Source organism: Rhizobium sp. 11_C7_N12_5, from assembly GCF_051811145.1.
Lineage (GTDB): Bacteria > Pseudomonadota > Alphaproteobacteria > Rhizobiales > Rhizobiaceae > Rhizobium > Rhizobium lusitanum.
Genome location: NZ_JBPWPY010000001.1, coordinates 967113 through 993488, shown reverse-complemented (window position 1 = coordinate 993488; position 26376 = coordinate 967113). Strand labels below are relative to the sequence as shown.

The window sequence follows — 26376 nt, the reverse complement described above, 5'->3', positions numbered from 1 at the left end:
ACCATTACCTAAAGAAAACATCGCCCGCCGCGATCGGCATAGTCCTGCCGTCTTCGGTCTCGAGCATCAACAAGCCATTATCATCGATTCCGACGAAATGGCCTAAAATCGACTTGTCCGGCAAGTTCACCGTGATCTTTTCACCGACGCCACAGGCCGCTTCGCGCCAGCGCGCCGTGACCTCCCGAATGCCCTTGCCGCTGTTCCAAACATCAAGGGCTTCGGCCATCGCCGCATAGAGATGGGCAAACAATTCATCAGGCGAGACCATCGAGCCCTGCTGCCGCAGGCAGGTGACCGGATACATCGGATTGTCGGGCATGACGGCGACGTTGATGCCGATACCGATGACAAGCGCATAGCGCCCATCGGGTAAGGCTTCGCCCTCGAGCAGGATACCGCAGGTCTTCTTGCGGCCGATCAGGATATCGTTCGGCCACTTGATTTCGACCGGTTCGGCGGCCAGCGGCAGCACGCTGCGCACCGCCTGATGCACGGCAATCGCGACCGCGAGCGGCAGGGAGCCGAGACGGTCCATCGGAGCAGGATCGATCAACAGGAGAGATGCATAGAGATTACCGCGCTCGGATACCCAGGGACGGCCGCGGCGACCACGTCCACCGGTCTGACGTTCGGCGGTGACCCAAAGGTTTCCGCGATCGCCCGCACGTGCCCGTTCCAGGCACTCGCTGTTGGTGGAACTTGTCTCTGAAAGGGCATCATGCCGGAAGTCGGCAAGCGACTTCCGGCTATTCATGTCAGACGCCATCAAAACAGCGTCGCGGCAGCCAGATCGGCAGCACCGCCGATAGCGCCGCCGAAGAGGACGTAGCCGACCACGAACAAGCCCGAGAGGCCGAAGACCAGGCGCAGCGAACCAGCCGTGCGGGTGAATTCGTCCTTGGCTTCGTCAAACCACATGACCTTGATGACGCGCAGATAGTAGTAGGCGCCGACGACCGAAGAGAGAACGCCGATGACGGCAAGCGCATAGAGATGCGCCTGGATAGCTGCGACGAAAACGAAGTACTTTCCGAAGAAGCCTGCCAGCGGCGGAATGCCGGCCAGCGAGAACATCAGTGCTGTCAGCACGACGGCCATGAAGGGGTTGGTGGTCGAAAGGCCGGCGAGATCATCGACATTCTCAACCTGACGGCCGTCCTTGCGGCGCATCGCCATGATGATGGCAAAGGTACCGAGGGTCATGACCATGTAGATGACCATGTAAAGCATGACGCCGGATACGCCGGTCTTGGTGCCGGCGGCAAGGCCGACCAGCGCATAGCCCATGTGACCGATCGAGGAATAGGCCATCAGTCGCTTGAAGTTGCGCTGACCGATCGCGGCGAAGGAGCCGAGCACCATCGAGGCGATCGAGATGAAGACAATGATCTGCTGCCAGTCGGCAAGCACCGGATGGAAGGCGGTAATGACGATGCGGGTCAGGATCGCCATGGCCGCGACCTTCGGCGCAGCAGCGAAGAAGGCGGTGACCGGCGTCGGCGCGCCTTCGTAAACATCCGGCGTCCACATATGGAACGGCACGGCGGAGATCTTGAAGGCCAGGCCGGCAAGGACGAAAACCAGACCGAAGACGAGCCCGAGCGAGCGGGTCTCGGCGCTGAGCGCGGTGGCAATGGCATCGAAGGTTGTGTGGCCGGTGAAGCCGTAGACCAGCGACATGCCGTAGAGCAGCATGCCGGAAGAGAGAGCGCCAAGGACGAAGTACTTCAGGCCGGCTTCCGTCGACTTGAGATTGTCGCGGTTGATGGCGGCAACGACGTAGAGCGCCAGCGACTGCAGTTCCAGCGACAGATAAAGCGAGATCAGGTCATGCGCCGAGATCATCAGCAGGATGCCGAGGGTCGCCAGCAGCAGGAGCACCGGGAACTCGAAGCGATCGAGCTGCTGCTCGCGCGCCTGCCCCATGCTCATGAACATGGTGACGATCGAGCCGACCAGCGCGACGATCTTCATGAAGCGGGAGAAGCCATCGGCGAGATAGGCGCCGCCATAAGCCAGGCCCTCGCCCGGAACGAAGATGATCCAGAGACCGGCCACCGCGAGCACCGCGATGGCAAGACCGGTGACCATGGGTCCGGACCGCTCGCCTGAGAAGACGCCGATCATGAGCAACGCAAGCGCACCGACCGCGAGGATGAGCTCCGGAATGGAAAGATGCAGGCTTGCAAGAATTGTGTCAGCAGTCATGTCGAATAGGTCCCGTCATCAATTCATCGACAGCGCAACGTTCTGCGCAGCGTGCAGGGCAGCGGTATAGTTGTTTACCAGCAGATCCACCGAAGCGGCCGTGGCGTCGAAGATCGGAGCCGGATAGACGCCGAAGAGGATCGTCAGCGCGATCAGCGGATAAAGGATCAGCTGTTCACGCGGCGACAGATCCAGCAGCTTCTTCAGGTTCTCCTTATCCAGCACGCCGAAAATGACGCGACGGTAAAGCCAGAGCGCATAGGCGGCCGACAGGATCACACCGGTGGCGGCGAACAAGGCAACCCAGGTGTTGACGCGGAAGACCCCGATCAGGGTGAGGAATTCACCGATGAAGCCGGAGGTGCCGGGCAGACCGACATTGGCCATGGTGAAGACCATCATCGCCACGGCATATTTCGGCATGTTGTTGACCAGGCCGCCATAAGCCGCGATTTCGCGGGTATGGGTGCGGTCGTAGATCACGCCGACGCAGAGGAAGAGAGCGCCGGAGACGATGCCGTGCGACAGCATCTGGAAGATCGCGCCCTGGACGCCCTGCTGGTTGGCCGCGAAGATGCCCATGGTGACATAGCCCATGTGGGCAACCGAGGAATAGGCGATCAGCTTCTTGATGTCTTCCTGCATCAGCGCCACCAGCGAGGTGTAGATGATGGCGATGACCGACAGGGCGAAGACGAGCGGCGCAAAAAATTCCGACGCGTTCGGGAACATGCCGAGCGAGAAGCGGATGAGACCATAGCCGCCGAGCTTCAGAAGGATACCGGCCAGGATAACCGAGCCCGCCGTCGGCGCCTGAACGTGTGCGTCGGGCAACCACGTATGGACCGGCCACATCGGCATCTTCACCGCGAAGGAGGCGAAGAAGGCAAGCCATAGCCACGTCTGCAGCTGCGGCGGGAACTTGTAGGCGAGCAGCGACGGGATGTCAGTCGTACCGGCCTGCCAGTACATCGCCATGATGGCGAGCAGCATCAGCACCGAGCCGAGCAGCGTGTAGAGGAAGAACTTGTAGCTGGCGTAGACGCGATCCTTGCCGCCCCAGACGCCGATGATCAGGAACATCGGGATAAGGCCGGCTTCGAAGAAGACGTAGAACAGCACGATATCCAGCGACACGAAAACGCCGACCATCATCGTCTCGAGGACGAGGAAGGCGATCATGTAGTCTTTCAGTCGCTTCTCCACAGAGAGCCAGCTTGCCAGCACGCAGAAGGGCATCAGGAAGGTCGACAGGATGACGAACAGCATCGAGATGCCGTCGACACCCATGTGATAGCTGATGCCGCTGGTCAGCCAATCATGCTTCTCGATCATCTGGAAGCCCGGATTGGCATTGTCGAACCAGATCCAGACGAACAGCGACACGATAAACGTGAAGACCGTCGTCGCCAGAGAGATGTTCAGGATGTTGCGGCGGCCGTTGGGTCCATCTTCCCGCGTGAACAGCAGGAGAAGGACACCCACCAGCGGCAGGAACGTGACCGTTGAAAGAATAGGCCAATCGGTCATCAGAGGGAACTCCCGAGCATCATCCAGGTAACGAGGGCTGCAATACCGAGCAGCATCGCGAAGGCATAGTGATAGAGATAGCCGGTCTGCAGGCGCACGACGCGGTTGGTGACATCGACGACGCGGGCGGCGACGCCGTTCGGGCCGATGGTGTCGATGACCCCGATGTCGCCCTTCTTCCAGAGGAAGCGGCCGAGCGCCTTGGCGGTGCGAACGAAGAGGAAGTCATAGAGCTCGTCGAAGTACCACTTGTTCAAGAGGAACTCGTAGAGCACGCGCTGTTGCTGCGCGAGCTTGCGCGGCGTCTCCGGCGACCTGATGTACATGTACCAGGCGGTCACGAAACCGAGCACCATTGCGATGAACGGGCTGAGTTCGACCCAATGCGGAGCATGCTCCGCCTCTTCGAGGATCTTGTTGTCAGGCAGCGTGAAGAGCGCATGCTTCCAGAATTCCTCGTAGTCAAGACCGACGAAGTAGTCATGGAAATACCAGCCGGCGAAGACGGCGCCGATCGCCAGCAGATAGAGCGGGATCAGCATCACATTCGGCGATTCATGCACATGATGCATGACCTCGTGCGAGGCGCGGGGCTTGCCATAGAAGGTCATGAAGATCAGGCGCCAGGAATAGAAGCTGGTAAACAGCGCGGCGATGACCAGCAGCGTGAAGGCAAAGCCGGAAGCCGGATTGTGCGACGTGTACGACGCCGCGATAATCGCATCCTTAGAGAAGAAGCCGGCAAAGCCGATCGGCGAAAACGGAATGCCGACGCCGGTGATCGCCAGCGTGCCGATGATCATCATCCAGTAGGTCTTCTTGATGTGCGAGCGAAGGCCGCCCATGTGACGCATGTCCTGCTCGCCGTCGACGGCATGGATGACCGAACCGGCACAGAGGAAGAGCAGAGCCTTGAAGAAGGCATGCGTGAACAGATGGAAGATGGCAGCGCCGTAAGCGCCGACGCCGAGGGCGACGAACATGTAGCCGAGCTGCGAACAGGTCGAATAGGCGATGACGCGCTTGATGTCGTTCTGCACGAGGCCGACCGTTGCCGCGAAGAAGGCCGTGATCGCGCCGATGATGGTGACGAAGGTCAGCGCATCGGGCGAGAGTTCGAAGATCGGCGACATGCGGGCGACGAGGAAGACACCGGCGGTAACCATGGTTGCGGCATGGATGAGCGCGGAGACCGGGGTCGGGCCTTCCATGGCGTCCGGCAGCCAGGTGTGCAGCAGGAACTGCGCCGACTTGCCCATCGCGCCCATGAAGAGCAGCAGGCAGACACCGGTCAGCGCATGCGCACGATCAAGCTGCATGCCGAAGAGGTTGAGCACGATGTCACCAGGCTGGCCACCCTGCCCTGCGGCGAAGCTCTGCGCATTGCCGAAGATGACGTCGAAATTGATCGAGCCGAAGAGGGCGAAGACGCCGGCAATGCCGAGCACGAAACCGAAGTCGCCGACACGGTTGACGACGAAGGCCTTAATCGCAGCTGCCGATGCGGACGGCTTCTTGAACCAGAAGCCGATCAGCAGATAGGAAGCCAGACCGACGCCTTCCCAGCCGAAGAACATCTGGGCAAGGTTATCCGACGTCACCAGCATCAGCATGGCGAAGGTGAAGAGCGAGAGATAGGCGAAGAAGCGCGGACGATGCGGATCGTGATGCATGTATCCGATCGAATAGACGTGAACGAGGGTCGAAACCGTGTTCACGACGATCAGCATCACCGATGTCAGCGTATCGATGCGCAGCGACCAGGACGCGTCGATGCCGCCGGACTGGATCCAGCGCAAGACTTCAACCTTGATCGGGCCGTCGGTATGGCCGAGCGCCACCGTGAAGAAGACGACCCACGACAGGATCGCGGCGATAATCATCAGGCCGGTGGTGATATATTCCGAAGCCTTGGCGCCGATGGCGCGGCCGAAAAGGCCGGCGATGATCGCGCCGATCAAAGGAAGAAAGACGATAGCCTTATATAAAAACATAGCTGTATCAGCCCTTCATCATGTTGACGTCTTCAACGGCGATGGAGCCGCGGTTACGGTAGAAGACGACGAGAATTGCAAGACCGATGGCAGCCTCGGCGGCAGCGACGGTCAAAATGAACAGAGCGAAGACCTGGCCGACGATGTCGTTGAGGAACGACGAGAAGGCGACCATGTTGATGTTGACCGCGAGCAATATGAGTTCGACAGACATCAAGATGATGATGACATTCTTACGGTTGAGAAAAATACCGAAGACGCCGAGCACGAAGAGGATGGCGCTGACCGTCAGGTAGTGGGAAAGTCCAATGACCATGTTCTTGTTCCTTTGATCCTCGTGCCCCGCCTCAGACGCCCTGCCCCGGCTTGACCTTGACCACCTCGACGGCGGTCGCGGGCGTGCGGGCGACCTGTTGGGAAATATTCTGGCGCTTGATGTGCGTGCGATGCTTCAGCGTCAACACGATCGCACCGATCATCGCGACCAGAAGCACAAGGCCGGCGATCTCGAAGAAGTAAACGTAGTTGGTGTAGAGCACGTCGCCTAGGGCGGCCGTGTTCGTTCGCTCGGTCACGGCCGGGATCGGCATGGCGACTGTCTTGGCGATCTGGGGCGAGATCACGCTGCCGCCGACAACGACGATGAGCTCGGCGGCAAGGATGACGCCGATCAATGCGCCGATCGGTGCATATTCCAGAATGCCGGCCCTGAGCTCGGAGAAATCGATATCGAGCATCATCACGACGAAGAGGAAGAGAACCGCCACGGCGCCGACATAGACGACCAGCAGGATCATCGCCAGGAATTCAGCCCCCAACAACAGAAAGAGGCCGGCCGCGTTGAAGAAAACCAGGATGAGGAACAGGACCGAATGGACCGGATTCCGCGCCGAGATAACCATGAACGCCGACGCCACCGCGACAAAGGCGAAGATGTAGAAAAAAAGAGCCTGCAGACCCATGTTGGTGCCTTTTTCGTCTTCCCCCGGGCAGCCGGGAGTATCCCTGCCCGATGGGGCTTAGCCTGACATTCGTCCGGCAAAGCCCCGGTCTATATTCAACCGCGACGGCGACAACCTGGCCGGCCGTCGCGGCATATTCAAAACACCGCTTAGCGGTAGGGCGAATCCAACGCGATATTGTGCGCGATTTCGCGTTCCCAGCGGTCGCCGTTTTCCAAAAGCCGCGCCTTGTCGAAGTAGAGCTCTTCGCGGGTCTCGGTAGCGAATTCGAAGTTCGGCCCTTCGACGATGGCGTCGACCGGGCATGCTTCCTGGCAAAAACCGCAATAGATGCACTTCACCATGTCGATGTCATAACGCACCGTGCGGCGGGTGCCGTCGTTGCGGCGCGGCCCGGCCTCGATCGTGATGGCCTGGGCAGGACAGATGGCTTCACAGAGCTTGCAGGCGATGCAGCGCTCTTCACCGTTCGGATAGCGGCGCAGCGCATGCTCGCCACGGAAGCGCGGGCTGACCGGCCCCTTTTCGAACGGATAATTGATCGTCGCCTTCTGCTTGAAGAAGTAACGCATCGACAAAAAGAATGCGCCGACAAATTCCTTGAGGAACAGCGAGCTGACGGCGTTGGAAATTCCGGCCATCTTCAACCTCCAAATCTGCTTGAAGCGAGGATCGACATGATCATGCCCATCCCGTCACCTTCAGCACGAATGCAACGATAACGACCATGGCGAGCGACAGCGGCAGGAACACCTTCCAGCCGAGGCGCATGAGCTGGTCGTAGCGGTAGCGTGGCACGAAAGCCTTCACCATAGCGAACATGAAGAAGACGAGGCACGACTTCAGCAGGAACCAAATGATGCCCGGAACCCAGTTGAGGATCCAGATATCCACCGGAGGCAGCCAGCCGCCGAGGAAGAGAATAGTCGTCAGCGAACACATGAGAACGACGGCGGCATATTCGCCGAGCATGAACATCATGTACGGAGAGGAGCCGTATTCGACCATGAACCCGGCAACCAGTTCCGATTCCGCTTCCGGAAGGTCGAAGGGAGGACGGTTGGTTTCCGCCAGCGCCGAGATGAAGAACACGATGAACATCGGGAACAGCGACAGCCAGTGCCAATCGAGGAACGACGCCGGCAGGCCGAGCTTGGTGCCGAGGCCCGTCTGCTGCGAGAGCACGATATCCGTGAGGTTCAGCGAACCGACGCAAAGCAGCACGGTGACGATGACGAGGCCGATCGAGACTTCGTAGGACACCATCTGCGCCGCCGAGCGCAGCGCGCCGAGGAACGGATACTTCGAGTTCGAAGCCCAGCCGCCCATGATGATGCCGTACACCTCAAGCGACGAGATCGCCAGAATGTAGAGGATGCCGACGTTGATGTCGGCGACTACCCAATTCTGAGCCATCGGTACGACAGCCCAGGTGGACAGCGCCAATACCACCGAAACCAGAGGTGCCAGCAGGAACACGGTCTTGTTGGCGCCCGCCGGAATGATCGGCTCCTTGACCATGAACTTCAAAAGATCGGCGAAAGATTGAAACAGGCCGAAGGGACCGACGACGTTCGGGCCGCGACGCAACTGAACCGCCGCCCAGATCTTGCGGTCGGCAAGAAGGATATAGGCAATGAAGATCAGCAGGCAGACCAGGAGCAGCAGAGACTGGCCGATCATGATCAGCGCCGGCCAGAGATAGGTCGAAACGAATGAATCCATAGTCCTCTGCCCTTACTCTGCCGCAGCCTGGAAGTTGTTGCGGGCCAATGCCGAGCACTCAGCCATGACAGCCGAGGCGCGTGCTATCGGGTTCGTCAAATAGAAGTCTTTGATCGGCGAAGCAAACGCCGATTTGCCCATCGCAGCGGCTTTTTTCCCGAGTGCGACAATTTGGGCGCTATCGGTTTCGGCAATCTCGTCGACGCCAGCGAAATGCGGGAAGGCTGCATAGAGCTTGGCGCGCAATTCCCTCAGCGAATCAAAGGGAAGCTTCTTGCCGAGCACATCGGAAAGAGCGCGGATGACGGCCCAGTCCTCACGAGCGTCGCCCGGGGCGAAACCGGCCCGGTTGCCCATCTGGACGCGGCCTTCGGTGTTGACCCAGGTACCCGACTTTTCGGTGTAGGTCGCAGCCGGAAGGATGACGTCGGCATTCTGAGCGCCCTCGTCGCCATGCGAGCCGATGTAGACGGTGAACTTCGCGCCCTTACGGGTGAAATCGAGTTCATCGGCACCAAGCAGGAAGAGCACGTCCATCGACGACAGCATCGCAGCAGCATTGACCCCCTTTGCGCCCGGCACGAAGCCGAGATCGAGGCCGCCGACGCGCGACGCTGCCGTGTGCAGCACGGCAAAACCGTTCCAGCCGTCCTTGACGACACCAACGGCTGCGGCAAGCTTGGCCGCGGATGCCAGCACGGCTGCGCCGTCTTCGCGGATCAGCGCGCCCTGGCCGATGATGATCATCGGCTTCTGAGCGTTCTTCAGAACGTCGGCGAAGCTGTGCGAACCGCTGACGATATCGGCCAGCGTCTCCGGGCCGGCGCCGAGATAGTCGTAGGAGTAGCGCAGATCGGCATGTTCGCCGATCACGCCGATCGGGAACTTGCCCCGACGCCAGCGCTTGCGGATGCGCGAGTTCATCACTGCCGCCTCGAAGCGCGGATTGGTGCCGATCATCAGCAGCGCATCGGCGGCTTCGATGCCTTCGATGCTCGGGCTGAAGATATAGGTTGCGCGGCCGAGCGACGGATCGAGCGCCGTCCCGTCCTGGCGACAGTCGAGATTTTCCGATCCGAGCGATTTCAGCAGCTCGGACAGAGCATACATTTCCTCGACGGAAGCGAGATCGCCGGCAATGGCGCCGATCTTTTCGCCGCTGGTCGCTGAAACCGCCGACTTGATAGCAGCGAAGGCATCGCTCCAGCTTGCTGGCTGCAGGCGGCCATCCTGGCGGACGTAAGGCTTGTCGAGGCGCTGCGTCTTCAGGCCGTCCCAGATGAAGCGGGTCTTATCGGAGATCCACTCTTCATTGATCTGCTCGTTGACGCGCGGCAACACGCGCATGACTTCGCGGCCGCGGGTATCGACGCGGATGGCGGAACCAAGCGCGTCCATGACGTCGATCGATTCGGTCTTGTTCAGCTCCCACGGGCGGGCGGTAAAGGCGAAAGGCTTCGATGTCAGCGCGCCGACCGGGCAAAGGTCAACGACGTTGCCCTGCAGCTCGGAGGTCATCGCCTGCTCGAGATAGGTGGTGATCTCGGCATCTTCGCCACGGCCTATCAGGCCAAGCTCGGAAATGCCGGCAACTTCCGTCGTGAAGCGGACGCAGCGCGTGCAGTGAATGCAACGGTTCATGACGGTCTTGACGAGCGGGCCGATATACTTGTCCTCGACGGCGCGCTTGTCTTCCTGATAGCGCGAGCTGTCGATGCCGAAGGCCATAGCCTGGTCCTGCAGGTCGCATTCGCCACCCTGGTCGCAGATCGGGCAATCCAGCGGATGGTTGATCAGCAGGAATTCCATCACGCCTTCGCGGGCCTTCTTGACCATCGGCGTGTTGGTGAAGACTTCGGGAAGCTCGCCGTTCGGGCCGCCGCGAATATCGCGCACGCCCATGGCGCAGGAAGCCTGCGGCTTCGGCGGGCCGCCCTTGACCTCGACGAGGCACATGCGGCAATTGCCTGCCACCGACAGTCGTTCATGGAAGCAGAAGCGCGGGACTTCGGCGCCGGCTTCCTCGCACGCCTGGATAAGCGTGTAGTGATCCGGAACTTCGATCTCTTTACCGTCAATCTTCAGTTTAGCCATCGTCCACTCAGTCCTATGTCACGTCTCCAGCCGAACCTGGCCGCAGACAATTTCATAATCGCAACACCAGCTTGCCACCGGCACGGCACGAAACCGCGTGGCACTGGTTTGCTCACAATAAGCCTTGCCCAATCTTGTCCCCGCAAGATCAGCGCGCCGACCGAAACATTGGGGATAGCGCCCGCAACATTTCCACCGCCTTCATTCACCTCCCTGGCTGCGAGAAACAGCCGGGGAAAAATCTTAACTCCGCCCTTTCGGCAGGAGCGCCTTCGCCTGGCTGACCCAGTCGTCGCGCCGGATGCGGCCGTCGAACCCAAGCTCCGCGTCGATCCGCTCGATATCCGCGTCGCTCCAGGCGACGATATCGGCGAAACGCTGGATGCCGCGTCCGTTCAACACCTGCTCCAGTTTCGGACCGATGCCGGAAATCCGCTTCAGGTCGTCAGCCTTCGCCGCGGCCTTGCGGCTGCGCACAGGGCTCGCAACGGGCTTCGCCGCGACCGGCTCTACAACGGCGATCTTGGCTTTCGTCTTGGCCACCGCCTTGGCTGGCGCAGTTTTCACCGCAGCCGGCTTCGGCTCGACCTTCTTCACGGCTGCCGGCTTTGCAGTGGCAGGCTTTGCAGCGGCGGGTTTGGCGGCGGGCGATGCCTTTGCCGGCTTCGCTTCCCCTGCCCCATCCTTCTTTGCCACCGGCCTTTCCGCGGCGACGGCATCATCCTTTTCGTCCGGCGCGACAGAACGTTTGCTCGCCGCTTCGACAGCGCCCTGCAGCGCACCGAAGAACGCGCCGGCGATCTGCGACGTGAACCCGAACCCTATGGCGGACGCAGCGGCGAACGCGGCTGCCGGATGGGCCATCAGCGGATGGATCGGCATGACCGGCGCGTTCCGCAGCATATCGGCAGCAACGCGAGCGAAATCGGCCGATGCATCGGCCGCCCCGCTGTCCTGCTTGATATCCTTGGTCTTCGCCATGACAATCCTTACTCGGCTGCTTCCAGCACCGCGCCGTGGCTCGTCGCATTGGCCGTATACTGGTCGATGCGCTTTTCGATCTCGGGACGGAAGTTGCGGATCAGGCCTTGCACCGGCCATGCGGCTGCGTCACCGAGCGCGCAGATAGTATGACCTTCGATCTGCTTCGTCACCTGAAACAGCATGTCGATTTCGCGCTTCTGCGCATTGCCGCGCTCCATGCGTTCCAGAACACGCCACATCCAGCCCGTTCCTTCGCGGCACGGCGTACACTGGCCGCAGCTTTCATGCTTGAAGAAGGCCGAGATGCGAGCAATCGCCTTGATGATGTCGGTCGACTTATCCATAACGATCGCCGCCGCGGTGCCGAAGGACGATTTGACATCGCGCAGGCCGTCGAAATCCATCGGGCAGTCGATGATGTCAGCCGCCGGAACCACAGGGCACGATGCGCCGCCGGGAATGACGGCCAGCAGATTGTCCCAGCCGCCGCGAATGCCGCCGGCATGCTTGTCGACCAGCTCGCGGAAAGTGATGCCCATCGTTTCTTCGACCGTGCACGGGCGATTGACGTGACCGGACAGCATGAACAGCTTCGTGCCGACATTATTCGGACGACCGAAGGACGAAAACCAGCCTGCGCCGCGGCGCAGGATCGTCGGGGCAACGGCAATCGACTCGACGTTATTGACGGTGGTCGGGCAACCGTAGAGACCCATATTGGCCGGGAAAGGTGGCTTCAGGCGCGGCTGGCCCTTCTTGCCTTCCAGGCTTTCGAGCAGCGCGGTTTCCTCGCCACAGATGTAGGCGCCGGCACCATGATGAACGAAAACATCAAAATCCCAGCCGAGCTTGTTGTTTTTACCCAGAAGTCCGGCATCGTAGCACTCGTCGATTGCCGCCTGCAGGGCTTCGCGTTCGCGCATATATTCGCCGCGGACGTAGATGTAGGCAGTGTTTGCGCCCATGGCGAAACCGGCGATGACGCAGCCTTCGATCAGCGTATGCGGATCGTGACGCATGATGTCACGGTCCTTGCAGGTGCCCGGCTCCGACTCGTCGGCATTGACGACGAGATAGTGCGGACGGCCGTCGCTTTCCTTCGGCATGAAGGACCACTTGAGGCCGGTCGGGAAGCCTGCGCCGCCGCGACCGCGAAGGCCGGAAGCCTTCATCTCGTTGATGATCCAGTCACGACCCTTTTCGAGGATCTGCTTGGTGCCGTCCCAATGGCCGCGCGACATCGCGCCCTTCAGGGACTTGTCCTTGTGGCCGTAGATATTGGTAAAGATGCGATCTTGATCTTGTAACATGCTTCACCTCTTACCGCGGCTTCTTGCCGAAGACCTTGATATATTCCGCTTCGCCACCCTTAGCGAGTGCCTTAGCCTGCTTGATCCAGTCGTCGCGTTCGATGCGGCCCTTGAAATTCAGGTAGCCGTCGACCCACTCGCGCTCGGCCTTCTTCCAGCTCGCAACCTGCGCGAAGGTGAAGATGCCGAGCTCATGCAAAACGGACTCGATCTTCGGACCGACGCCAGAAATCAGCTTGAGATCGTCCGGCTGCGCGGGCTTCTCGATGCCGGCGGGACGATCCTTATCCGTGAGAGACGGCTTCTGCGCACCCTCGGCCTTCTCCGTCACGGTAGCAGACGCTGCCGTTGCGGAAAGCGGCTGCGCTTCCGATGCCTTGGCGTTCTTTGCCGCCTCGGCCGGCGCGGTTGCAGGCGTCTTCAGGCTCTGGTTGGTTTCGGCATCCGTGCTCTTCGGGCGCGCCGCTTCAGACGGCGGGATCGAAACAGCGTCAGCCTTGGCCTTGGCTCCCGTTGTCTTCGCCTTCGGCTCTTCTGATGTCAAAGACGTCAGCCCGCCTTCCGGTGCGGAGAAAATGCGGTCGATCTGAGGGCCGGTCTTGACTTCGCTGCCCTTGCCTGCGGCGAACGCATCGATGATCTCCTCGAGACGTGCCGGCGTCAGATCCTCATAGGTATCCTTGCCGATCACCACCATCGGTGCGTTGACGCAGGCGCCCTGACATTCGACCTCTTCCCAGGAGAGCGTGCCGTCGGCATTGCGGTCGAAGGCATGCGCATTGATCTTGCTCTTGCAGATCTTGATCAGCCCCTCGGATCCGCGCAGCATGCAGGGCGTCGTGCCGCAAACCTGAATATGCGCCCGCGTGCCGACCGGATGCAGCTGGAACTGCGTATAGAAGGTGGCGACTTCAAGCGCACGGATATAGGCCATATCCAGCATGTCGGCGATCTTCTCGATCGCCGCCTTGGTGACCCAGCCTTCCTGCTCCTGCGCGCGCATCATCAGCGGGATGATCGCGGACTGCTGGCGTCCCTCGGGGTATTTCTTGATCGTCTTTTCCGCCCACACCGCGTTGTCATCGCTGAAGGCGAAAGCGGCAGGCTGGAATTGATCTTCGGCTAGTCGACGAACGGACATCTTTCACGCCTTATCTCAGTTTAAGGACCCACACCGCGTATCCGTCAGAGACGAAAATTCGCAGGCGTAGGCCGACTGGTCTTTCTGCATAAACACAACGAACTTGCCGCCGTTCGGCACAGCGGCCTTGATTTCATAACCACGCGAGACGAGATCGGCCATGGTCGAATCCGCGCCCGACGGGGCCGTATTTCCGCTTTTTGCAGTGTTGCCACCCGTTGCTTTCGAGCCCTGCAGATTGATGCTGGGCAAGCTCTGCGCCGAGCTGGCCTGTTGGGCCGAAGCACTGCAGGCGACAAGAAGCGCGGGGATGACGACCTGCCAGGCTCGCATCAACGATCCACCTCGCCGAAGACGATGTCGAGCGAACCAAGCACTGCGGCGACATCGGCAAGCTGATGACCGCGGCACATGAAATCCATGGCCTGCAGATGCGCATAGCCCGGCGCGCGGATCTTGCAGCGGTAAGGCTTGTTGGAACCGTCGGAGACGAGGTAGACACCGAACTCGCCCTTCGGCGCTTCGACGGCTGCGTAAACTTCGCCGGCAGGCACATGGTAGCCTTCGGTATAAAGCTTGAAATGGTGGATCAGCGCTTCCATCGAGCGCTTCATCTCGCCACGCTTCGGCGGCACGACCTTACCGTCCAGCGACGAGACCGGTCCGGTCTTGGCGTCGCCGAGCAGGCGGTTGACGCACTGCTTCATGATGCGGACGGACTCACGCATTTCGATCATGCGGATCAGATACCGGTCGTAGCAATCGCCGTTTTTGCCGATCGGAATGTCGAATTCGAGATCGGAATAGCACTCATACGGCTGCGCCTTGCGCAGGTCCCATGCGGCGCCGGAACCACGAACCATGACGCCCGAGAAACCCCAGGCCCAACAGTCTTCCAGCGAGACTACGCCGATATCGACGTTACGCTGCTTGAAGATGCGGTTGCCGGTCAGAAGGTCATCGATATCGTCGAGCGCCTTCAGGAACGGATCGCACCAATCACCGATATCCTGAACGAGCTTTTCCGGGAGATCCTGGTGAACGCCGCCCGGACGAACATAAGCCGCATGCATGCGCGAGCCCGAGGCGCGCTCATAGAAGACCATCAGCTTTTCGCGCTCTTCGAAGCCCCAGAGCGGCGGCGTCAGAGCGCCGACGTCCATGGCCTGCGTAGTGACGTTCAAGAGATGCGACAGGATGCGGCCGATTTCCGAATAGAGCACGCGGATCAGCTGGCCGCGGATCGGGATATCGATGCCGAGCAGCTTCTCGACGGCCAGCGCATAGGCATGTTCCTGGTTCATCGGCGCCACGTAGTCGAGGCGATCGAAGTAAGGAACGGCCTGCAGATAGGTCTTCGATTCGATCAGCTTTTCCGTGCCGCGATGCAGCAAGCCGATATGCGGATCGACGCGTTCCACAATTTCGCCGTCCAGTTCGAGGACAAGACGCAAAACGCCGTGTGCAGCCGGATGCTGTGGGCCGAAATTGATGTTGAAGTTGCGAACGTTATGTTCTGTCATGGCGGCGATGCTCGCGTTGTCCGATATTCAGAGAATGGCAGGTTCGAGCCCGCCACACGCCTCAAATTATGCCTTCGCCTTCTCGTCGCCGGGCAGCACATAATCCGTGCCTTCCCAAGGGGACAAGAAATCGAAGTTGCGGAATTCCTGCTTCAGCTCCACAGGCTCGTAGACGACGCGCTTGGCGGCGTCGTCATAGCGAACTTCAACGAAACCGGTGGTCGGGAAATCCTTGCGCAGCGGATGGCCTTCGAAACCGTAATCGGTCAGGAGGCGGCGCAGATCCGGATGGCCGGTGAAGAGAACGCCGTACATGTCCCAGGTTTCGCGCTCGAACCAGTCGGCACCGGGATAGATGCCGCAGGCGGAGGGAACAGGCTGGTCCTCGCCGACCGGAACCTTGACGCGGATGCGCAGATTCTTCTTCGGCGACAGCAGATGATAGACGACATCGAAGCGCTCGGCGCGCTGCGGCCAGTCGACGCCGCAAATATCCGTCATGTTGACGAAGCCGCACTTGGCGTCGTCGCGCAGGAATGTCAGCAGTGCGATAACGTTTTCGGCCGTCGTCGTCACATTCAGCTCGCCATACTTGATCTCGCTCGACGAGATCAGAGCGCTGCGAACTTCCGTGAGGTAAGCGGCGAGTTCGTTCAGGGCTTCACTCATAATGCCTTGTCCCCTGCCTTACCGTTCGATCGTGCCGGTGCGCCGGATTTTCTTCTGCAGCAGAAGCACGCCGTAAAGCAGCGCCTCCGCAGTGGGAGGACAGCCCGGTATGTAAATGTCGATCGGCACGATGCGGTCGCATCCGCGAACAACCGAATAGGAATAATGATAGTAACCGCCGCCGTTGGCGCAGGAGCCCATCGAGATCACGTAACGCGGCTCAGGCATCTGGTCGTAGACCTTGCGGAGCGCCGGCGCCATCTTGTTGGTCAGCGTGCCGGCGACGATCATGACGTCGGACTGGCGCGGCGAAGCGCGCGGGGCGAAGCCGAAGCGCTCGACGTCGTAACGCGGCATGGAGACCTGCATCATCTCGACTGCACAGCAGGCCAGACCGAAGGTCATCCACATCAGCGAGCCGGTACGAGCCCAATTGATCAACTCATCGGTAGACGTGACCAGAAAACCCTTGTCGGCGAGTTCATTGTTGATCTCGCCGAAGAACGGATCATTGCTGCCGACAGGCCTGCCGGTTGCGGGATCGATAATCCCCTTCGGCTGCGGCGCAACGAGCGTCGTGTTGCTTTGGGCTACTCCCATTCCAGGGCTCCCTTTTTCCATTCATAGATAAAGCCGATGGTCAGCACCGCGAGGAACACCATCATCGACCAGAACCCGAACCAGCCGATCGCACCGAAGGATACGGCCCAGGGGAAGAGGAAGGCGACTTCCAGGTCGAATATGATGAAGAGAATCGATACCAGATAGAAGCGGATATCGAACTTCATGCGGGCGTCATCGAATGCGTTGAAGCCGCATTCATAAGCCGACAGCTTTTCCGAGTCAGGCGCCTTGAAGGCGACGGCAAACGGCGTGATCAACAACGCCAAGCCTATCACCAGGGCAATACCAATGAAAATCGCTATCGGAATATAGGAACTGAGCAGTCCAGTCATCATGTCCATCCCTGCCTGCCATGAGCGCCTGGGGGGCGCCTTTGAGCAAATGCCCAAGCCAGGCGAAAGAGCGTTGCAACAAAGCCGTGGTTAGCGCAGGCAGAGCGCGCGCGCAAGCCTTTTGAATCTGTCGTTTGGAGTACTACCGAGCGGTAGATATCAATATGTTGCGACTGCATCGCGACAAATCCGCGCAAACGCGAAAAGGGTCTTTCGCAATCGCAAAAAATTGATGATTGATTGTAATGGCTTGGAAAGAATGGCGCGAGTGACGGGGCTCGAACCCGCGACCTCCGGCGTGACAGGCCGGCACTCTAACCGACTGAGCTACACCCGCGCATCGTTTGGCCTTTCAGCCGAGCGCCAGACCCGGAACTTACCTTGAAATGGCGCGAGTGACGGGGCTCGAACCCGCGACCTCCGGCGTGACAGGCCGGCACTCTAACCAACTGAGCTACACCCGCATTCATTTCAAGTATTCCGAGCGCTTTCGCACCCATCAAAGCGGCCTCGCCGTTCGATGAGCGGCTAACTACGGGGTTCGTGTTTGGGTGTCAAGCAGGTTTGAATACAAATCGATGACAGAGCGCTAATTGTTTTGGAGAAGCTCGCCGGCAATTTTCCGTCCCGTCGATTTGGCATAGCAGCTTCCCGCCTCACGCATTTCATCAGCGCCTCACATGCACCGCTGCAATCGATCTTCCTTCCTATCGGCGCATGTGGATGACGACGGCCGAACATGCGCAAGGAGCAAAAAAATCAAAAAATCTTCACAAACACTCTTGCGGTTTTTTGCCGTTCCGCATAGATCACGGCCACCGAATGCGGCGGGCGAATGGCTCGCTCCGCTGAAGGGCGATTAGCTCAGTTGGTAGAGCGCCTCGTTTACACCGAGGATGTCGGGAGTTCGAGTCTCTCATCGCCCACCACTTCCAAAAAGTCACATTGATTTTCCATCGTTTTATTCCTCGTTTGTCTCATTCGCCGTTTTCGGCTCGAAAAGTGGGACACTTGATCGCTTTTCGTACGCCGCTTTGCGCTCGAATGCGTTCGTGCGCATGCGCCGCTTTTCAGCCTTCTCGATGTAGATTTGAGCCGTCTTGAAGTTCGTCCATCCGAAGAGCGCCATCAGCTCCGGAGCGGACGCGCCGCTTTCGGCGTATGCGACGGATGCAGCCTTGCGCAGGCCATGGGACGAGCAATGCGGCAAACCCGCCTCCCCGCACCAGCGGGAGAAGGCGTTGCCGAAGCTCTCTATAGTATAAGGAGTGGTACGAGCGCTGAGGACGTACGAATCAGAGCCAGTTTCCGTCTTTTCCAAAGCTTCGATCAGCTCCGGCGTAAGGCGTGCCTCCATTTCCACAGGGAAGCGGTTGCGGCCCTTATAGGCAGTGAAACGCGTCCAGCGTTCTCCCTCACGCCTGAACTCGTCCTTTGGCCCAATCCGCGCAGCGTCGGAGCGGCGCGCGCCGATATTGATCATGACCTCCATCGCGAGACGCGGCGTGGTGCCAATGGCCCAATGGGCGCGGAACTGGTCGATCTCGTCAGGCGTCCATGTATGGAATCCGCCCTTGCGTTTGTTGATCGGCTCGATCCCAACGGCGGGGTTATGGCTGGCAAGCGCCGGCTTCTGGTTCATCGCCCAATTGAAGACGGCGCGCAGAACCTTCACCAGCTTGTCGGCCGCTCCGGGCGTATCCTTACGAGCCTGCTGGCTCTTTTCCATGTCTTCGCGACGATACTTCTTATATGGCAGCTCGCCCGCCTTCTCCGCGAATCGGCTGAGAACGCTACGCTTGTCCCTCTGCGTATCAGCCTCGAATTTTTTGAAGGCAACCGACCGGTAGTACTGGTCGAAGAGCCAGTTGAAGGTCTCCTCGCGCGGCAGTTCTGGCTTTTTTGGCGCCTGTTCCGATTGAAGCGCGGCCATGGCGGCCCAATAGGCCGCCATGAATTCGCGGGTAATGTTGCCCTTGGCATCCTTGAACGTTTCTCGGATGCGGATCTTGGGTCGCCCTTTGATTCGGACGTAGTAGCGATCATTCCCGCGCTTGTCGGGATCGTGCACCAAGTGACGAAGCTCAGTCTTCATCACGCCACCATATTATCAAACGGGTTTTCACCCCCGTCGTCTGCATGCGATTCGCGGTACTCGTTCAGAGCCTGCCACGCTGCGCGAATCAACTCTGTGTCCCAAAGGACAACGCCGCCGATCTTCCTGCCCTCGGGCATAAGACCGTCCTGCACCCAGTTATCGAACAGGGAGGGTGAAATCGCCAGAGAAGCAGCAACCTCGTCTCGGCGAAGCGCGAAACGAGGCAACGACAACGAGCGTAGGGTTGCTCCGGCTACACTTTTCATGAGCGTCCCTCAACACGGTCTGCTGCGAACTCCGTTCCCGAAAAGGAGCGCAATAAGTGCAGCGCATAGTCCGAAGCCACCCCGCACAAATGCTCATTGCTCAGAAACAGATTGGCTTTGCGTTGGATATCGCCCAACGAATCACAAGGGTACGCAGCAAGTGCCAAAAGCGCCTGCTCTTCCATGTCGGCTTCGGACGTATTGGTAGGAACCGTGCCGCCCTTTTCGGTATCGATCCATGCGGCGTGCACGACCTTCCACGCGGAAATGCAATCTTCAAGTCCGGATGCCTTGTCGGCCTTAGCCGCGGCGCGCATTTCGTAAGAGAGTTGCAGAAGCTCCTCAGAAAGCTCGGTTGCGATACGGTCGGCGCGAACTGCACGGTCAACCATGTCGGTCGTCATGAAGTCTATATGTCTGCGTTCGCGCGCATCGATCTGATAATAGTCATCGGCCCAAACCGCCTCGATATGATCGCTTGCCTTGCGTCCTGGGAAAAGGACGTCAACGATATGGCTTGTCGCAATTTCGGCGGCGCAAAGCGTGTCCTGCGTGTCGCCGGTCAGGCAGTCGAGGCGCGTGGCAAGTTTGGAAAGCCGGTCTAGAGCAGTTGCATGATCGATGTTTTCTGTAGTACGTTTCGCCTGCACTTTGGTGCACCTTTCGAAGAGGTTAGATAAAAAGCCGACGCAGGTTCCTAGGCCGTTGCGTCGGCTTTTTCTGTTTCCTGAATTTCGGGATAAATCTTCTCGAGCTGATAAAGCAGCTCTGAGTTCATCGAGCGTACGTTCTTCTGCGCGGCCACTTTAATCCGTGCTCGCAAGCCATCCGGCAAACGCATCAAAAATTTCTCTGAATCACGGCCGGCTAATGCCACAGCAAACCCTCCCTATGAAATCACCGTGATGTAAATTACCGTGATTTCATTGACAGTCAAACAGATAAATTACAGTGATATAAAAAACTGGGGAGAAGCTTAGTGACTGACCTTAAGCCGGGGCGCGGCTCTGACCAATTCCCATTGCGCTTGCCTGAGGGAATGCGAGACCGCATCAAAGACGAGGCAGCCAAAAGCGGCCGGTCTATGAACGCCGAGATCGTTCACAGGCTGGCGAACAGTCTGGATTTCCCCAAGTTTGAAGATGCGGGTCTCGACTTCGATGAGGAATTGAACTTTTCTCTGATGACGGCAGCGGGCTACAGCGGTCGCTCTCTGATGGATGAAGTGGTCTACCGCCTGAAACAGAGTTTGGCACCGGAGACGACTATCATCAACGAACTAGAACGGAGCGCTTGGAGCGCGCAACGCCGTCTAGATGACATCATGAGGCTGTTTATACAATTGACGCCAGAAGAACGCCGCCTATTGGAGGAGCGCGCCGAGATCATGGACTTCAGCAAGAAGTCCAGTCTGTACCCCAAACTGTCATCAAAGCAGATTGGAGAATTTGTCCGATTGAATCCAATCGGCAAAAAGGGCCACATGGTGTTGACACGACCCAGCTCAGATTACTCGGCTATACTGCCGCCGCGCGATGACGAATAACCGTTCCCGATAGGGCAGCTTTAGGCATCTTCACGTTGGCGACTTGATTTGAGATAGCATATCCGCTATATAGCGCGCATGAGATGGACGGTCGAAACGCACGATGCCGCTGATGCTGAAATCGAGGCATTGCCTCCCGGTCTTCAGGCGCGGTTGATCCGCCTCATGGAAGCGGTCGAGAATGTCGGCCTTGAGCAATTGCGCGAACCGCATGTGAAGCATCTGGAAGGCAAGCTTTGGGAATTGCGCGCCAAAGCCGCCGAAGGCATCGCCCGTGGCATCTATGTGACCGTTACGGGCCGTCGCGTCATCGTACTGCATGTTTTCGTGAAGAAGTCACAGAAGACGCCACCGGGCGCGCTGGCGATAGCCAGAGAGCGAATGAACGAGGTGAAGCCATGACCAAGATTGCCGAACTGAAAAAGAAGCTGATGAACAACCCCGAGTTCCGGCAGGAATACGAAAAGGCGGATGCAGAGTTTCAGCTTGTCGAAACGCTGATCAGCGCCCGGACGAAGGCGAATCTTTCGCAGGCGGAGCTTGCTCGCCGCATCGGCACCACGCAATCGGCAATTGCACGGCTAGAAGGCGGCGGTGTATCGCCTTCGCTGAATACCCTACGGCGCTACGCCGAGGCGACGGGCTCGAAGCTGGAAATAAGTCTCGTTCAGTCGTAATCTGACAATTTCGCGAAGACGTTCCGTTGGAATCAATTCATGATCAGCTTTCGGCCATGAGCGGATATTTCGCGTCGGCTGCTTAATTTTCGATACTTGACGTTTCTACTAGTCGCCTTAAGCAAAGACTCACGGTAATTTGACGCTAACACTAACGTTGCTACCGTTAAACTGCGGGGACCCAATGGAGCTAAAAAGCGTTCGTATTAAAAACTTCCGATCCATCGAAGATTCAGGGGAGTTCTCCGTTGAGCATCTTACTTGCCTTATCGGAAAGAATGAGGCGGGTAAGACTGCAATCCTTCAGGCAATCGCGGGCCTCAACCCACATCCTGCAACGCCATTGTCTTACGAGCTGGAACGCGACTACCCGAAACGTTACCTCGCACGATATAAAGAGCGGCATGGTGAAGGACAAGCCGAGGTCGTCCGGTCGTTGTGGCAACTGGAAGAGTCGGAGATTGATGAGCTAAAGGGAGAGTTCGGGCCTGAAGCAGTCACTGGAAATACAATAACCATCTCCCGTTCATATAATTCTAGCGGCACCACTTGGACCGTCCCGATCAACGAAGCGAACGCAGTCGCCTTCCTCATCTCACAACGAGGATTCTCTGCAGCCGAGAAAAGCCAAGTTGGAAATCCAACCACCTTTAAGGAGCTTATCGCGAAGCTCACCGAATTGGCCTCCAGCCCAAAACACAAAGCACTGCTCGATCTGGCGAACGACTACCCGAATAAGTCCGTCTTCTACAAAGCTCGAAAACTTCTTGAGCCGCACTTCCCGCAGTTCATGTACTTCTCAAATTACGACCGCATGAACGCTATGGTGCATCTGCCGTCGCTGAACGAGCGCGCAAACGATAAATCGCTATTCCAAGACGATGCATTCCGCGGCGACCGGCTGTTTTGGGAGTTCCTGGACTACTCCGGTGTTCCGCTTGGCGAAATACTAGCGACCACCACCTTCGAAAGCTTCAACGCGAAGCTGCAGGCCGCATCCAACGTTCTCACCGAAGAGATCCTTGAATACTGGACGCAGAACCAAGATATCGAGATCCGCGTGAGCGTCGCACAAGGCCTCCCGGGCGATCCGCCCCCATTTGATTCCGGCGCAGTTGGACGAGCCCGTATCTACAACCTGCTTCACAAGGCTGACACATCATTCTCAGAACGGAGCGCGGGCTTTACGTGGTTCTTTTCCTTCCTCATCAAATTCGACCGAGTGAAGAAGGACGCTACGGGCAAGATCTTCTTGCTGCTCGACGAACCGGGTCTCACCTTGCACGGTCTCGCGCAAGCGGACTTGCTAAGGTACTTCACAGAAAAGCTTGAACCCCATCACCAGATCATCTACTCGACGCACTCCCCGTTCATGGTTCCCCATAACAACATCATGGCGTCGCGGATCGTCGAGGACCTAGTGAAGGTGGACGAAAGAGGACGACGAACGCCGACTGGCACCATGGTCCGCGAAGATGTTCTCAAAGCTGACAAGGACTCCGTGTTCCCGCTGCAAGGAGCACTCGGCTACTCCCTAACACAATCACTCTTTATCAGTAAGCATACGATACTTGTCGAAGGTCCCGGCGACATCCTTTATCTGCAGGCTCTATCCGCAGAGTTGCTCCGCCGTAATCGGACCGGGCTCGACCCGAATTGGGTGATGTGCCCCGCAGGAGGCATCGACAAAATCCAATCCTTTGTTTCGCTATTCGCTGGCAATAATCTAGATGTGATCGCCCTGTCTGACTACACCAAGAAGGATAAGAACAAGCTTGAGGCTCTCAAAAAGTTTGGGGTCATCAAGGCGGGCGGCGTCCTGTCGATAGCTGAATTTGTGAGCCAAGAAGAGGCCGACATCGAAGACCTCTTCGACCCCGAGCTCTTCTGTCAGATTGTCAACGAGACCTATGGGCTTGTGGGCACGCTAAGGCTTGATCCTGAGAAGCTAAACGCCGCTGATACAAGCACCGAGCGTCAAGTGAAAAAGGCGGAGGCGTATTTCAACCTGCTACCCGAACCGACACCGCTCTATAGCCACTTCACGCCTGCTTCTTGGCTTCTGATGCATCCAAGCACACTGGCGGGGGATGCAGAGCCTGTCTTGAAGACGCTCGAACGGGCTGAGGTTCTTTTCGGAACATTGAACTCACTTAGGGAAAAGTGATGGTGTCGGCAATTAATTCACGCTGGTCGTACCATCCGTGTGCTCGAAATCGCGAGGTATTACCTGTCGCTGTCAGCGCCCAATAGGAAGCTCAGAATACCGAAGGGACAAGGAACATGAATCCGTCAACAGCAGTTGGCAAGAGCACTAAGTTTCCCTTTCAGGTCGCCGTATCCTGCTGGATCGATTTGCTTGGCTACGGTGAAATGATTTCCGCCTCTAGGTTCAATCCACTACACCCCGACGCTCGCGACGCCCTCGCTCGCATCAGAACGTTTCATCGTATTGTAGCTGAGAACAGTGCCAGATACTTTCCGACATTGGTAATGAACGATGGAGCGGTGGCGTACCGTGATCTCTCGCTGAGAGCACGCGCGCCAACTCACGATTTCCTTGTGCGTGCTTGGCAGATGTTCGACGCCGTCCGGAACGCAGACATCAAAAGTGGTCACCCTGGACCGCGTATGGTCTTGGCCTGTGGCTTTCGGATGCTGGGGCGTCGCGCAGGCCTCGACGCCTCGCGCGGGCATCTCAAATCAATAGTCGAACGACTGCAGATCGGGGAAATCGGTGCCGAGCAAGCAGTGCGCGAAGCAGCAGCAATGAGGCCGCACTTTGATATCGTACCGCAGCTGCAAGCGAACTTCGCCTTCACGAAAGCCTATGTCGCCGAACAATCGGGAACGAGAGGCAAGCTCCCTGGCCCCGCATTTTACGTGGACATGATGCTATTTGGCGACTGTCGCCCTCCGTGGCTTGATCTCGGTCCGGATATAGATTGGGTACACCCGAAATTGAGCTTGCAAACCGTTTTCGCAGAGGTTCGTTGTATTCACAATCAGCGGCATCCGAGCGGCGGCCCAGCGGATATCCGTGATGGCCTTGCAATCGCGCAGACGCTCGCCAACGATCCAAATGTCCTTGCGGCACTTCGCGCTGCAAGCAAATAGCAATAGTCAGCATGCCTGCTTCTAGGAGACTACCGTGCCCGTTGAATATCCGAGTTGCGGAAGTCGCTAGAGTTATTGAGTGGACATCTACTGGGGTTTTGGAAGAGTAAGCCGCCAGTTTGGCGGCTTACGCCACGGCCGACCTCACTTCATCTTGAGACGAATAAGAAGCTGCGGACGAATGCAGATCGGCAGCACATTCGATTCAGTATGGATTTCGCGGCCCTTGTCGTGGGGAAGATCATCCGTGGAAACGAACACCTTCGTATCCGGGTCGGGACGGCGGTTCGCGCCGCTGATCGTGTCCGGGGGCGCGATATAGCGCTTGAAGAACGGCGTTCCGAGCGGAACGACAATCGCTTCATCGTCAGCGACGGCCTTGCGGGAAACCAGCGTGCCGTTCGACTGGCGCACCTTGTATTCTTCATCGATGCGCTCAAGCGTGAGGCCGGCATAGGTGAAGGTATCTTGGATGTCATCGCGGCCCGGATTGGCGGTATCGCCCTTGTAGCCACGAAGCTCTTCGAGCACGTTCGGATGGCCCACATACTTGTCGAAGAATTCGCCACCAGCAAGGACGCGAAGGCCGGTTGCCGGCGTGCCGCGCAATTCACGACGGATATAGGCCTTCACCTGCCGATTGAGCGGTGAGATTTCCGTGGTGGCGGTCTCCAGATCGAATTCGACGCTGTGCTCGATCAGATCGAACTTTTCGTAGACGTTGAGCAACTGCTTGCCTTCGCCGTCCAGCACGATCCCGTTCAGCGCGCCCCAATCGAGGTAGCTATGCGTCAGGTCGTGTTTGCCGCGCATGTTGATGAGGCGGTCGTTGTAGACATCCTCAAGGCTCGCCATGATCACGTCACCGTCGCCCCAGGTGGTGAGGTTCTGGATATCTGCCGGCGTGATCGCATCATCGAGCGGGAAGTGCGGAATATCGAAGGACACGCCGCTCTTGTCGCCGCGCATGTTGAGGTTCGTTTCGCCGCCGCGCTCGCGGGCCGGGATGACGGTCAATTCCTGCTCGGAAACGCCGAGACGAACATAGGTCGTGTGGATCGGCGTATCGGAGAAGATACCGAGCTGCGCCGGACGTCCGGTCACATAGGGCGGAATGTTGATGCTCTCGGTCAGCCGGTCGTCGGCAAATTCGGGAGCGTTCAGATAGTCGAGTGGAGTAGGCAACGGTTTACACTCCCATGCGTGCGATGATGCCGAGGGCGGCAAGTTGATCGAGGGCGGTTAGCTTCTGCGCGGTGGTGATCGCGCCGGGCCAGACGAGGTTTTGCAGAACGACTTGCGCGCGGCGCTTGAGGTTGACCACCTCCTGATCGCCAGCGGTCGCGTTCGTATTTTGGAGGATGATGGCGGCGGCAATCTGCGTGCCGTCCGTCGCATCGGGAGCGAGCGGCTTGAACTTGCCGCCGTTCGTGAGCTTTCCGAGGACGGTTCCGGCCAAAACCTTGCCGGAACCGGAAGCGAGGGTGTCTGTGTCGCGGGAGAAGCGATTTTTACCCTCGTCTTTGACGATATCGCTTTCCGTCTTGTAGTTGAACGTCTGCATGGCGGTTCC

General features: G+C 58.6%; 28 protein-coding genes and 3 tRNA genes. 6 read left to right on the top strand and 25 right to left on the bottom strand.

The window, feature by feature from the left end; genetic code table 11:
* Positions 1–4 precede the first annotated feature (4 nt).
* The 19 genes from AB8B29_RS04815 to AB8B29_RS04725 form a co-directional block, all read right to left on the bottom strand.
* Positions 5–769 carry a biotin--[acetyl-CoA-carboxylase] ligase gene (locus AB8B29_RS04815; RefSeq protein WP_047553135.1) on the bottom strand — a complete coding sequence of 255 codons (765 nt, stop codon included), beginning with the start codon at positions 767–769 and terminating at the stop codon, positions 5–7.
* Entirely contained in the window at positions 769–2211 is a 1443-nt protein-coding gene (gene nuoN / locus AB8B29_RS04810) for an NADH-quinone oxidoreductase subunit NuoN (protein ID WP_037194258.1), read from the bottom strand. Before nuoN ends, AB8B29_RS04815 begins: the two co-directional genes overlap by 1 nt.
* 18 nt (positions 2212–2229) lie before the next feature.
* Positions 2230–3741, bottom strand: a complete 1512-nt coding sequence (locus AB8B29_RS04805) for an NADH-quinone oxidoreductase subunit M (RefSeq protein WP_037194256.1) — start codon at positions 3739–3741, stop codon at positions 2230–2232.
* Entirely contained in the window at positions 3741–5735 is a 1995-nt protein-coding gene (nuoL, locus tag AB8B29_RS04800) for an NADH-quinone oxidoreductase subunit L (RefSeq protein WP_037194254.1), read from the bottom strand. The genes AB8B29_RS04805 and nuoL overlap by 1 nt, the downstream gene beginning before the upstream one ends.
* A gap of 7 nt (positions 5736–5742) precedes the next feature.
* The gene (nuoK, locus tag AB8B29_RS04795; RefSeq protein ID WP_034507513.1) at positions 5743–6051 is read right to left on the bottom strand and encodes an NADH-quinone oxidoreductase subunit NuoK; all 309 of its coding nucleotides are present in this window, start codon (positions 6049–6051) and stop codon (positions 5743–5745) included.
* A gap of 31 nt (positions 6052–6082) precedes the next feature.
* A complete protein-coding gene (locus AB8B29_RS04790; RefSeq protein WP_037194252.1) occupies positions 6083–6697 on the bottom strand; it encodes an NADH-quinone oxidoreductase subunit J in 615 nt (204 codons plus the stop codon).
* A 149-nt stretch (positions 6698–6846) separates the two neighbouring features.
* Positions 6847–7338: an NADH-quinone oxidoreductase subunit NuoI gene (nuoI, locus tag AB8B29_RS04785; protein WP_113118943.1), complete on the bottom strand. Its 492-nt coding sequence runs from the start codon at positions 7336–7338 to the stop codon at positions 6847–6849.
* A 40-nt stretch (positions 7339–7378) separates the two neighbouring features.
* Entirely contained in the window at positions 7379–8422 is a 1044-nt protein-coding gene (gene nuoH, locus AB8B29_RS04780; RefSeq protein WP_113118942.1) for an NADH-quinone oxidoreductase subunit NuoH, read from the bottom strand.
* Positions 8423–8434: 12 nt separating this feature from the next.
* Positions 8435–10516 (bottom strand): NADH-quinone oxidoreductase subunit NuoG, encoded by a 2082-nt coding sequence (gene nuoG, locus AB8B29_RS04775; protein WP_037194248.1) that lies wholly within the window; start codon positions 10514–10516, stop codon positions 8435–8437.
* 243 nt (positions 10517–10759) lie between these two features.
* Positions 10760–11497: an NADH-ubiquinone oxidoreductase gene (locus AB8B29_RS04770; protein ID WP_051963353.1), complete on the bottom strand. Its 738-nt coding sequence runs from the start codon at positions 11495–11497 to the stop codon at positions 10760–10762.
* Positions 11498–11505: 8 nt separating this feature from the next.
* Positions 11506–12810 (bottom strand): NADH-quinone oxidoreductase subunit NuoF, encoded by a 1305-nt coding sequence (gene nuoF / locus AB8B29_RS04765; protein ID WP_037194245.1) that lies wholly within the window; start codon positions 12808–12810, stop codon positions 11506–11508.
* Between the two features lie 10 nt (positions 12811–12820).
* On the bottom strand, positions 12821–13951 hold the full coding sequence (locus AB8B29_RS04760; RefSeq protein WP_037194243.1) for an NADH-quinone oxidoreductase subunit E: 1131 nt from the start codon (positions 13949–13951) through the stop codon (positions 12821–12823).
* A gap of 15 nt (positions 13952–13966) precedes the next feature.
* Positions 13967–14284 carry a hypothetical protein gene (locus AB8B29_RS04755; RefSeq protein ID WP_037194241.1) on the bottom strand — a complete coding sequence of 106 codons (318 nt, stop codon included), beginning with the start codon at positions 14282–14284 and terminating at the stop codon, positions 13967–13969.
* Positions 14284–15474 (bottom strand): NADH-quinone oxidoreductase subunit D, encoded by a 1191-nt coding sequence (locus AB8B29_RS04750; protein WP_037194239.1) that lies wholly within the window; start codon positions 15472–15474, stop codon positions 14284–14286. Before AB8B29_RS04750 ends, AB8B29_RS04755 begins: the two co-directional genes overlap by 1 nt.
* A gap of 66 nt (positions 15475–15540) precedes the next feature.
* Positions 15541–16143 carry an NADH-quinone oxidoreductase subunit C gene (locus AB8B29_RS04745; protein ID WP_037194237.1) on the bottom strand — a complete coding sequence of 201 codons (603 nt, stop codon included), beginning with the start codon at positions 16141–16143 and terminating at the stop codon, positions 15541–15543.
* 18 nt (positions 16144–16161) lie between these two features.
* Positions 16162–16743: a NuoB/complex I 20 kDa subunit family protein gene (locus AB8B29_RS04740; RefSeq protein ID WP_037194235.1), complete on the bottom strand. Its 582-nt coding sequence runs from the start codon at positions 16741–16743 to the stop codon at positions 16162–16164.
* Entirely contained in the window at positions 16734–17099 is a 366-nt protein-coding gene (locus tag AB8B29_RS04735; protein WP_034489570.1) for an NADH-quinone oxidoreductase subunit A, read from the bottom strand. The genes AB8B29_RS04740 and AB8B29_RS04735 overlap by 10 nt, the downstream gene beginning before the upstream one ends.
* Before the next feature lie 260 nt (positions 17100–17359).
* A tRNA-Asp gene (locus AB8B29_RS04730) sits at positions 17360–17436 on the bottom strand.
* 50 nt (positions 17437–17486) lie between these two features.
* Positions 17487–17563 (bottom strand) — tRNA-Asp (locus AB8B29_RS04725).
* 389 nt (positions 17564–17952) lie between these two features.
* Between AB8B29_RS04725 and AB8B29_RS04720 the strand changes: the two genes are divergently transcribed.
* A tRNA-Val gene (locus tag AB8B29_RS04720) sits at positions 17953–18028 on the top strand.
* A 32-nt stretch (positions 18029–18060) separates the two neighbouring features.
* Here the strand turns inward: AB8B29_RS04720 and AB8B29_RS04715 are convergent.
* The 4 genes from AB8B29_RS04715 to AB8B29_RS04700 are packed head-to-tail and all read right to left on the bottom strand — an operon-like array spanning position 18061 to position 20340.
* Positions 18061–19194 carry a tyrosine-type recombinase/integrase gene (locus AB8B29_RS04715; RefSeq protein WP_439006192.1) on the bottom strand — a complete coding sequence of 378 codons (1134 nt, stop codon included), beginning with the start codon at positions 19192–19194 and terminating at the stop codon, positions 18061–18063.
* A complete protein-coding gene (locus AB8B29_RS04710) occupies positions 19194–19463 on the bottom strand; it encodes a helix-turn-helix transcriptional regulator (protein WP_285205901.1) in 270 nt (89 codons plus the stop codon). The genes AB8B29_RS04715 and AB8B29_RS04710 overlap by 1 nt, the downstream gene beginning before the upstream one ends.
* Positions 19460–20113 (bottom strand): hypothetical protein, encoded by a 654-nt coding sequence (locus tag AB8B29_RS04705; protein WP_439006191.1) that lies wholly within the window; start codon positions 20111–20113, stop codon positions 19460–19462. Before AB8B29_RS04705 ends, AB8B29_RS04710 begins: the two co-directional genes overlap by 4 nt.
* 47 nt (positions 20114–20160) lie before the next feature.
* Entirely contained in the window at positions 20161–20340 is a 180-nt protein-coding gene (locus AB8B29_RS04700) for an Arc family DNA-binding protein (protein WP_439006190.1), read from the bottom strand.
* 102 nt (positions 20341–20442) lie between these two features.
* Between AB8B29_RS04700 and AB8B29_RS04695 the strand changes: the two genes are divergently transcribed.
* From AB8B29_RS04695 to AB8B29_RS04675, 5 genes are all read left to right on the top strand, one after another.
* Positions 20443–21009, top strand: coding sequence for an Arc family DNA-binding protein (locus tag AB8B29_RS04695; protein ID WP_439006189.1), 567 nt, complete (start codon positions 20443–20445; stop codon positions 21007–21009).
* 78 nt (positions 21010–21087) lie between these two features.
* Positions 21088–21411, top strand: coding sequence for a type II toxin-antitoxin system RelE/ParE family toxin (locus tag AB8B29_RS04690; RefSeq protein ID WP_092577776.1), 324 nt, complete (start codon positions 21088–21090; stop codon positions 21409–21411).
* Complete coding sequence (locus tag AB8B29_RS04685; RefSeq protein ID WP_439006188.1) at positions 21408–21686, top strand: helix-turn-helix domain-containing protein; 279 nt, start codon at positions 21408–21410, stop codon at positions 21684–21686. The genes AB8B29_RS04690 and AB8B29_RS04685 overlap by 4 nt, the downstream gene beginning before the upstream one ends.
* A 184-nt stretch (positions 21687–21870) precedes the next feature.
* Positions 21871–23853 carry an ATP-dependent nuclease gene (locus AB8B29_RS04680; RefSeq protein ID WP_439006187.1) on the top strand — a complete coding sequence of 661 codons (1983 nt, stop codon included), beginning with the start codon at positions 21871–21873 and terminating at the stop codon, positions 23851–23853.
* 116 nt (positions 23854–23969) lie between these two features.
* Positions 23970–24803 carry a hypothetical protein gene (locus tag AB8B29_RS04675; protein WP_439006186.1) on the top strand — a complete coding sequence of 278 codons (834 nt, stop codon included), beginning with the start codon at positions 23970–23972 and terminating at the stop codon, positions 24801–24803.
* A 144-nt stretch (positions 24804–24947) separates the two neighbouring features.
* Here the strand turns inward: AB8B29_RS04675 and AB8B29_RS04670 are convergent, their stop codons facing one another.
* Positions 24948–25988 carry a major capsid protein gene (locus AB8B29_RS04670; protein WP_439006185.1) on the bottom strand — a complete coding sequence of 347 codons (1041 nt, stop codon included), beginning with the start codon at positions 25986–25988 and terminating at the stop codon, positions 24948–24950.
* A 4-nt stretch (positions 25989–25992) separates the two neighbouring features.
* On the bottom strand, positions 25993–26367 hold the full coding sequence (locus tag AB8B29_RS04665; protein WP_439006184.1) for a head decoration protein: 375 nt from the start codon (positions 26365–26367) through the stop codon (positions 25993–25995).
* Positions 26368–26376: the final 9 nt, after the last annotated feature.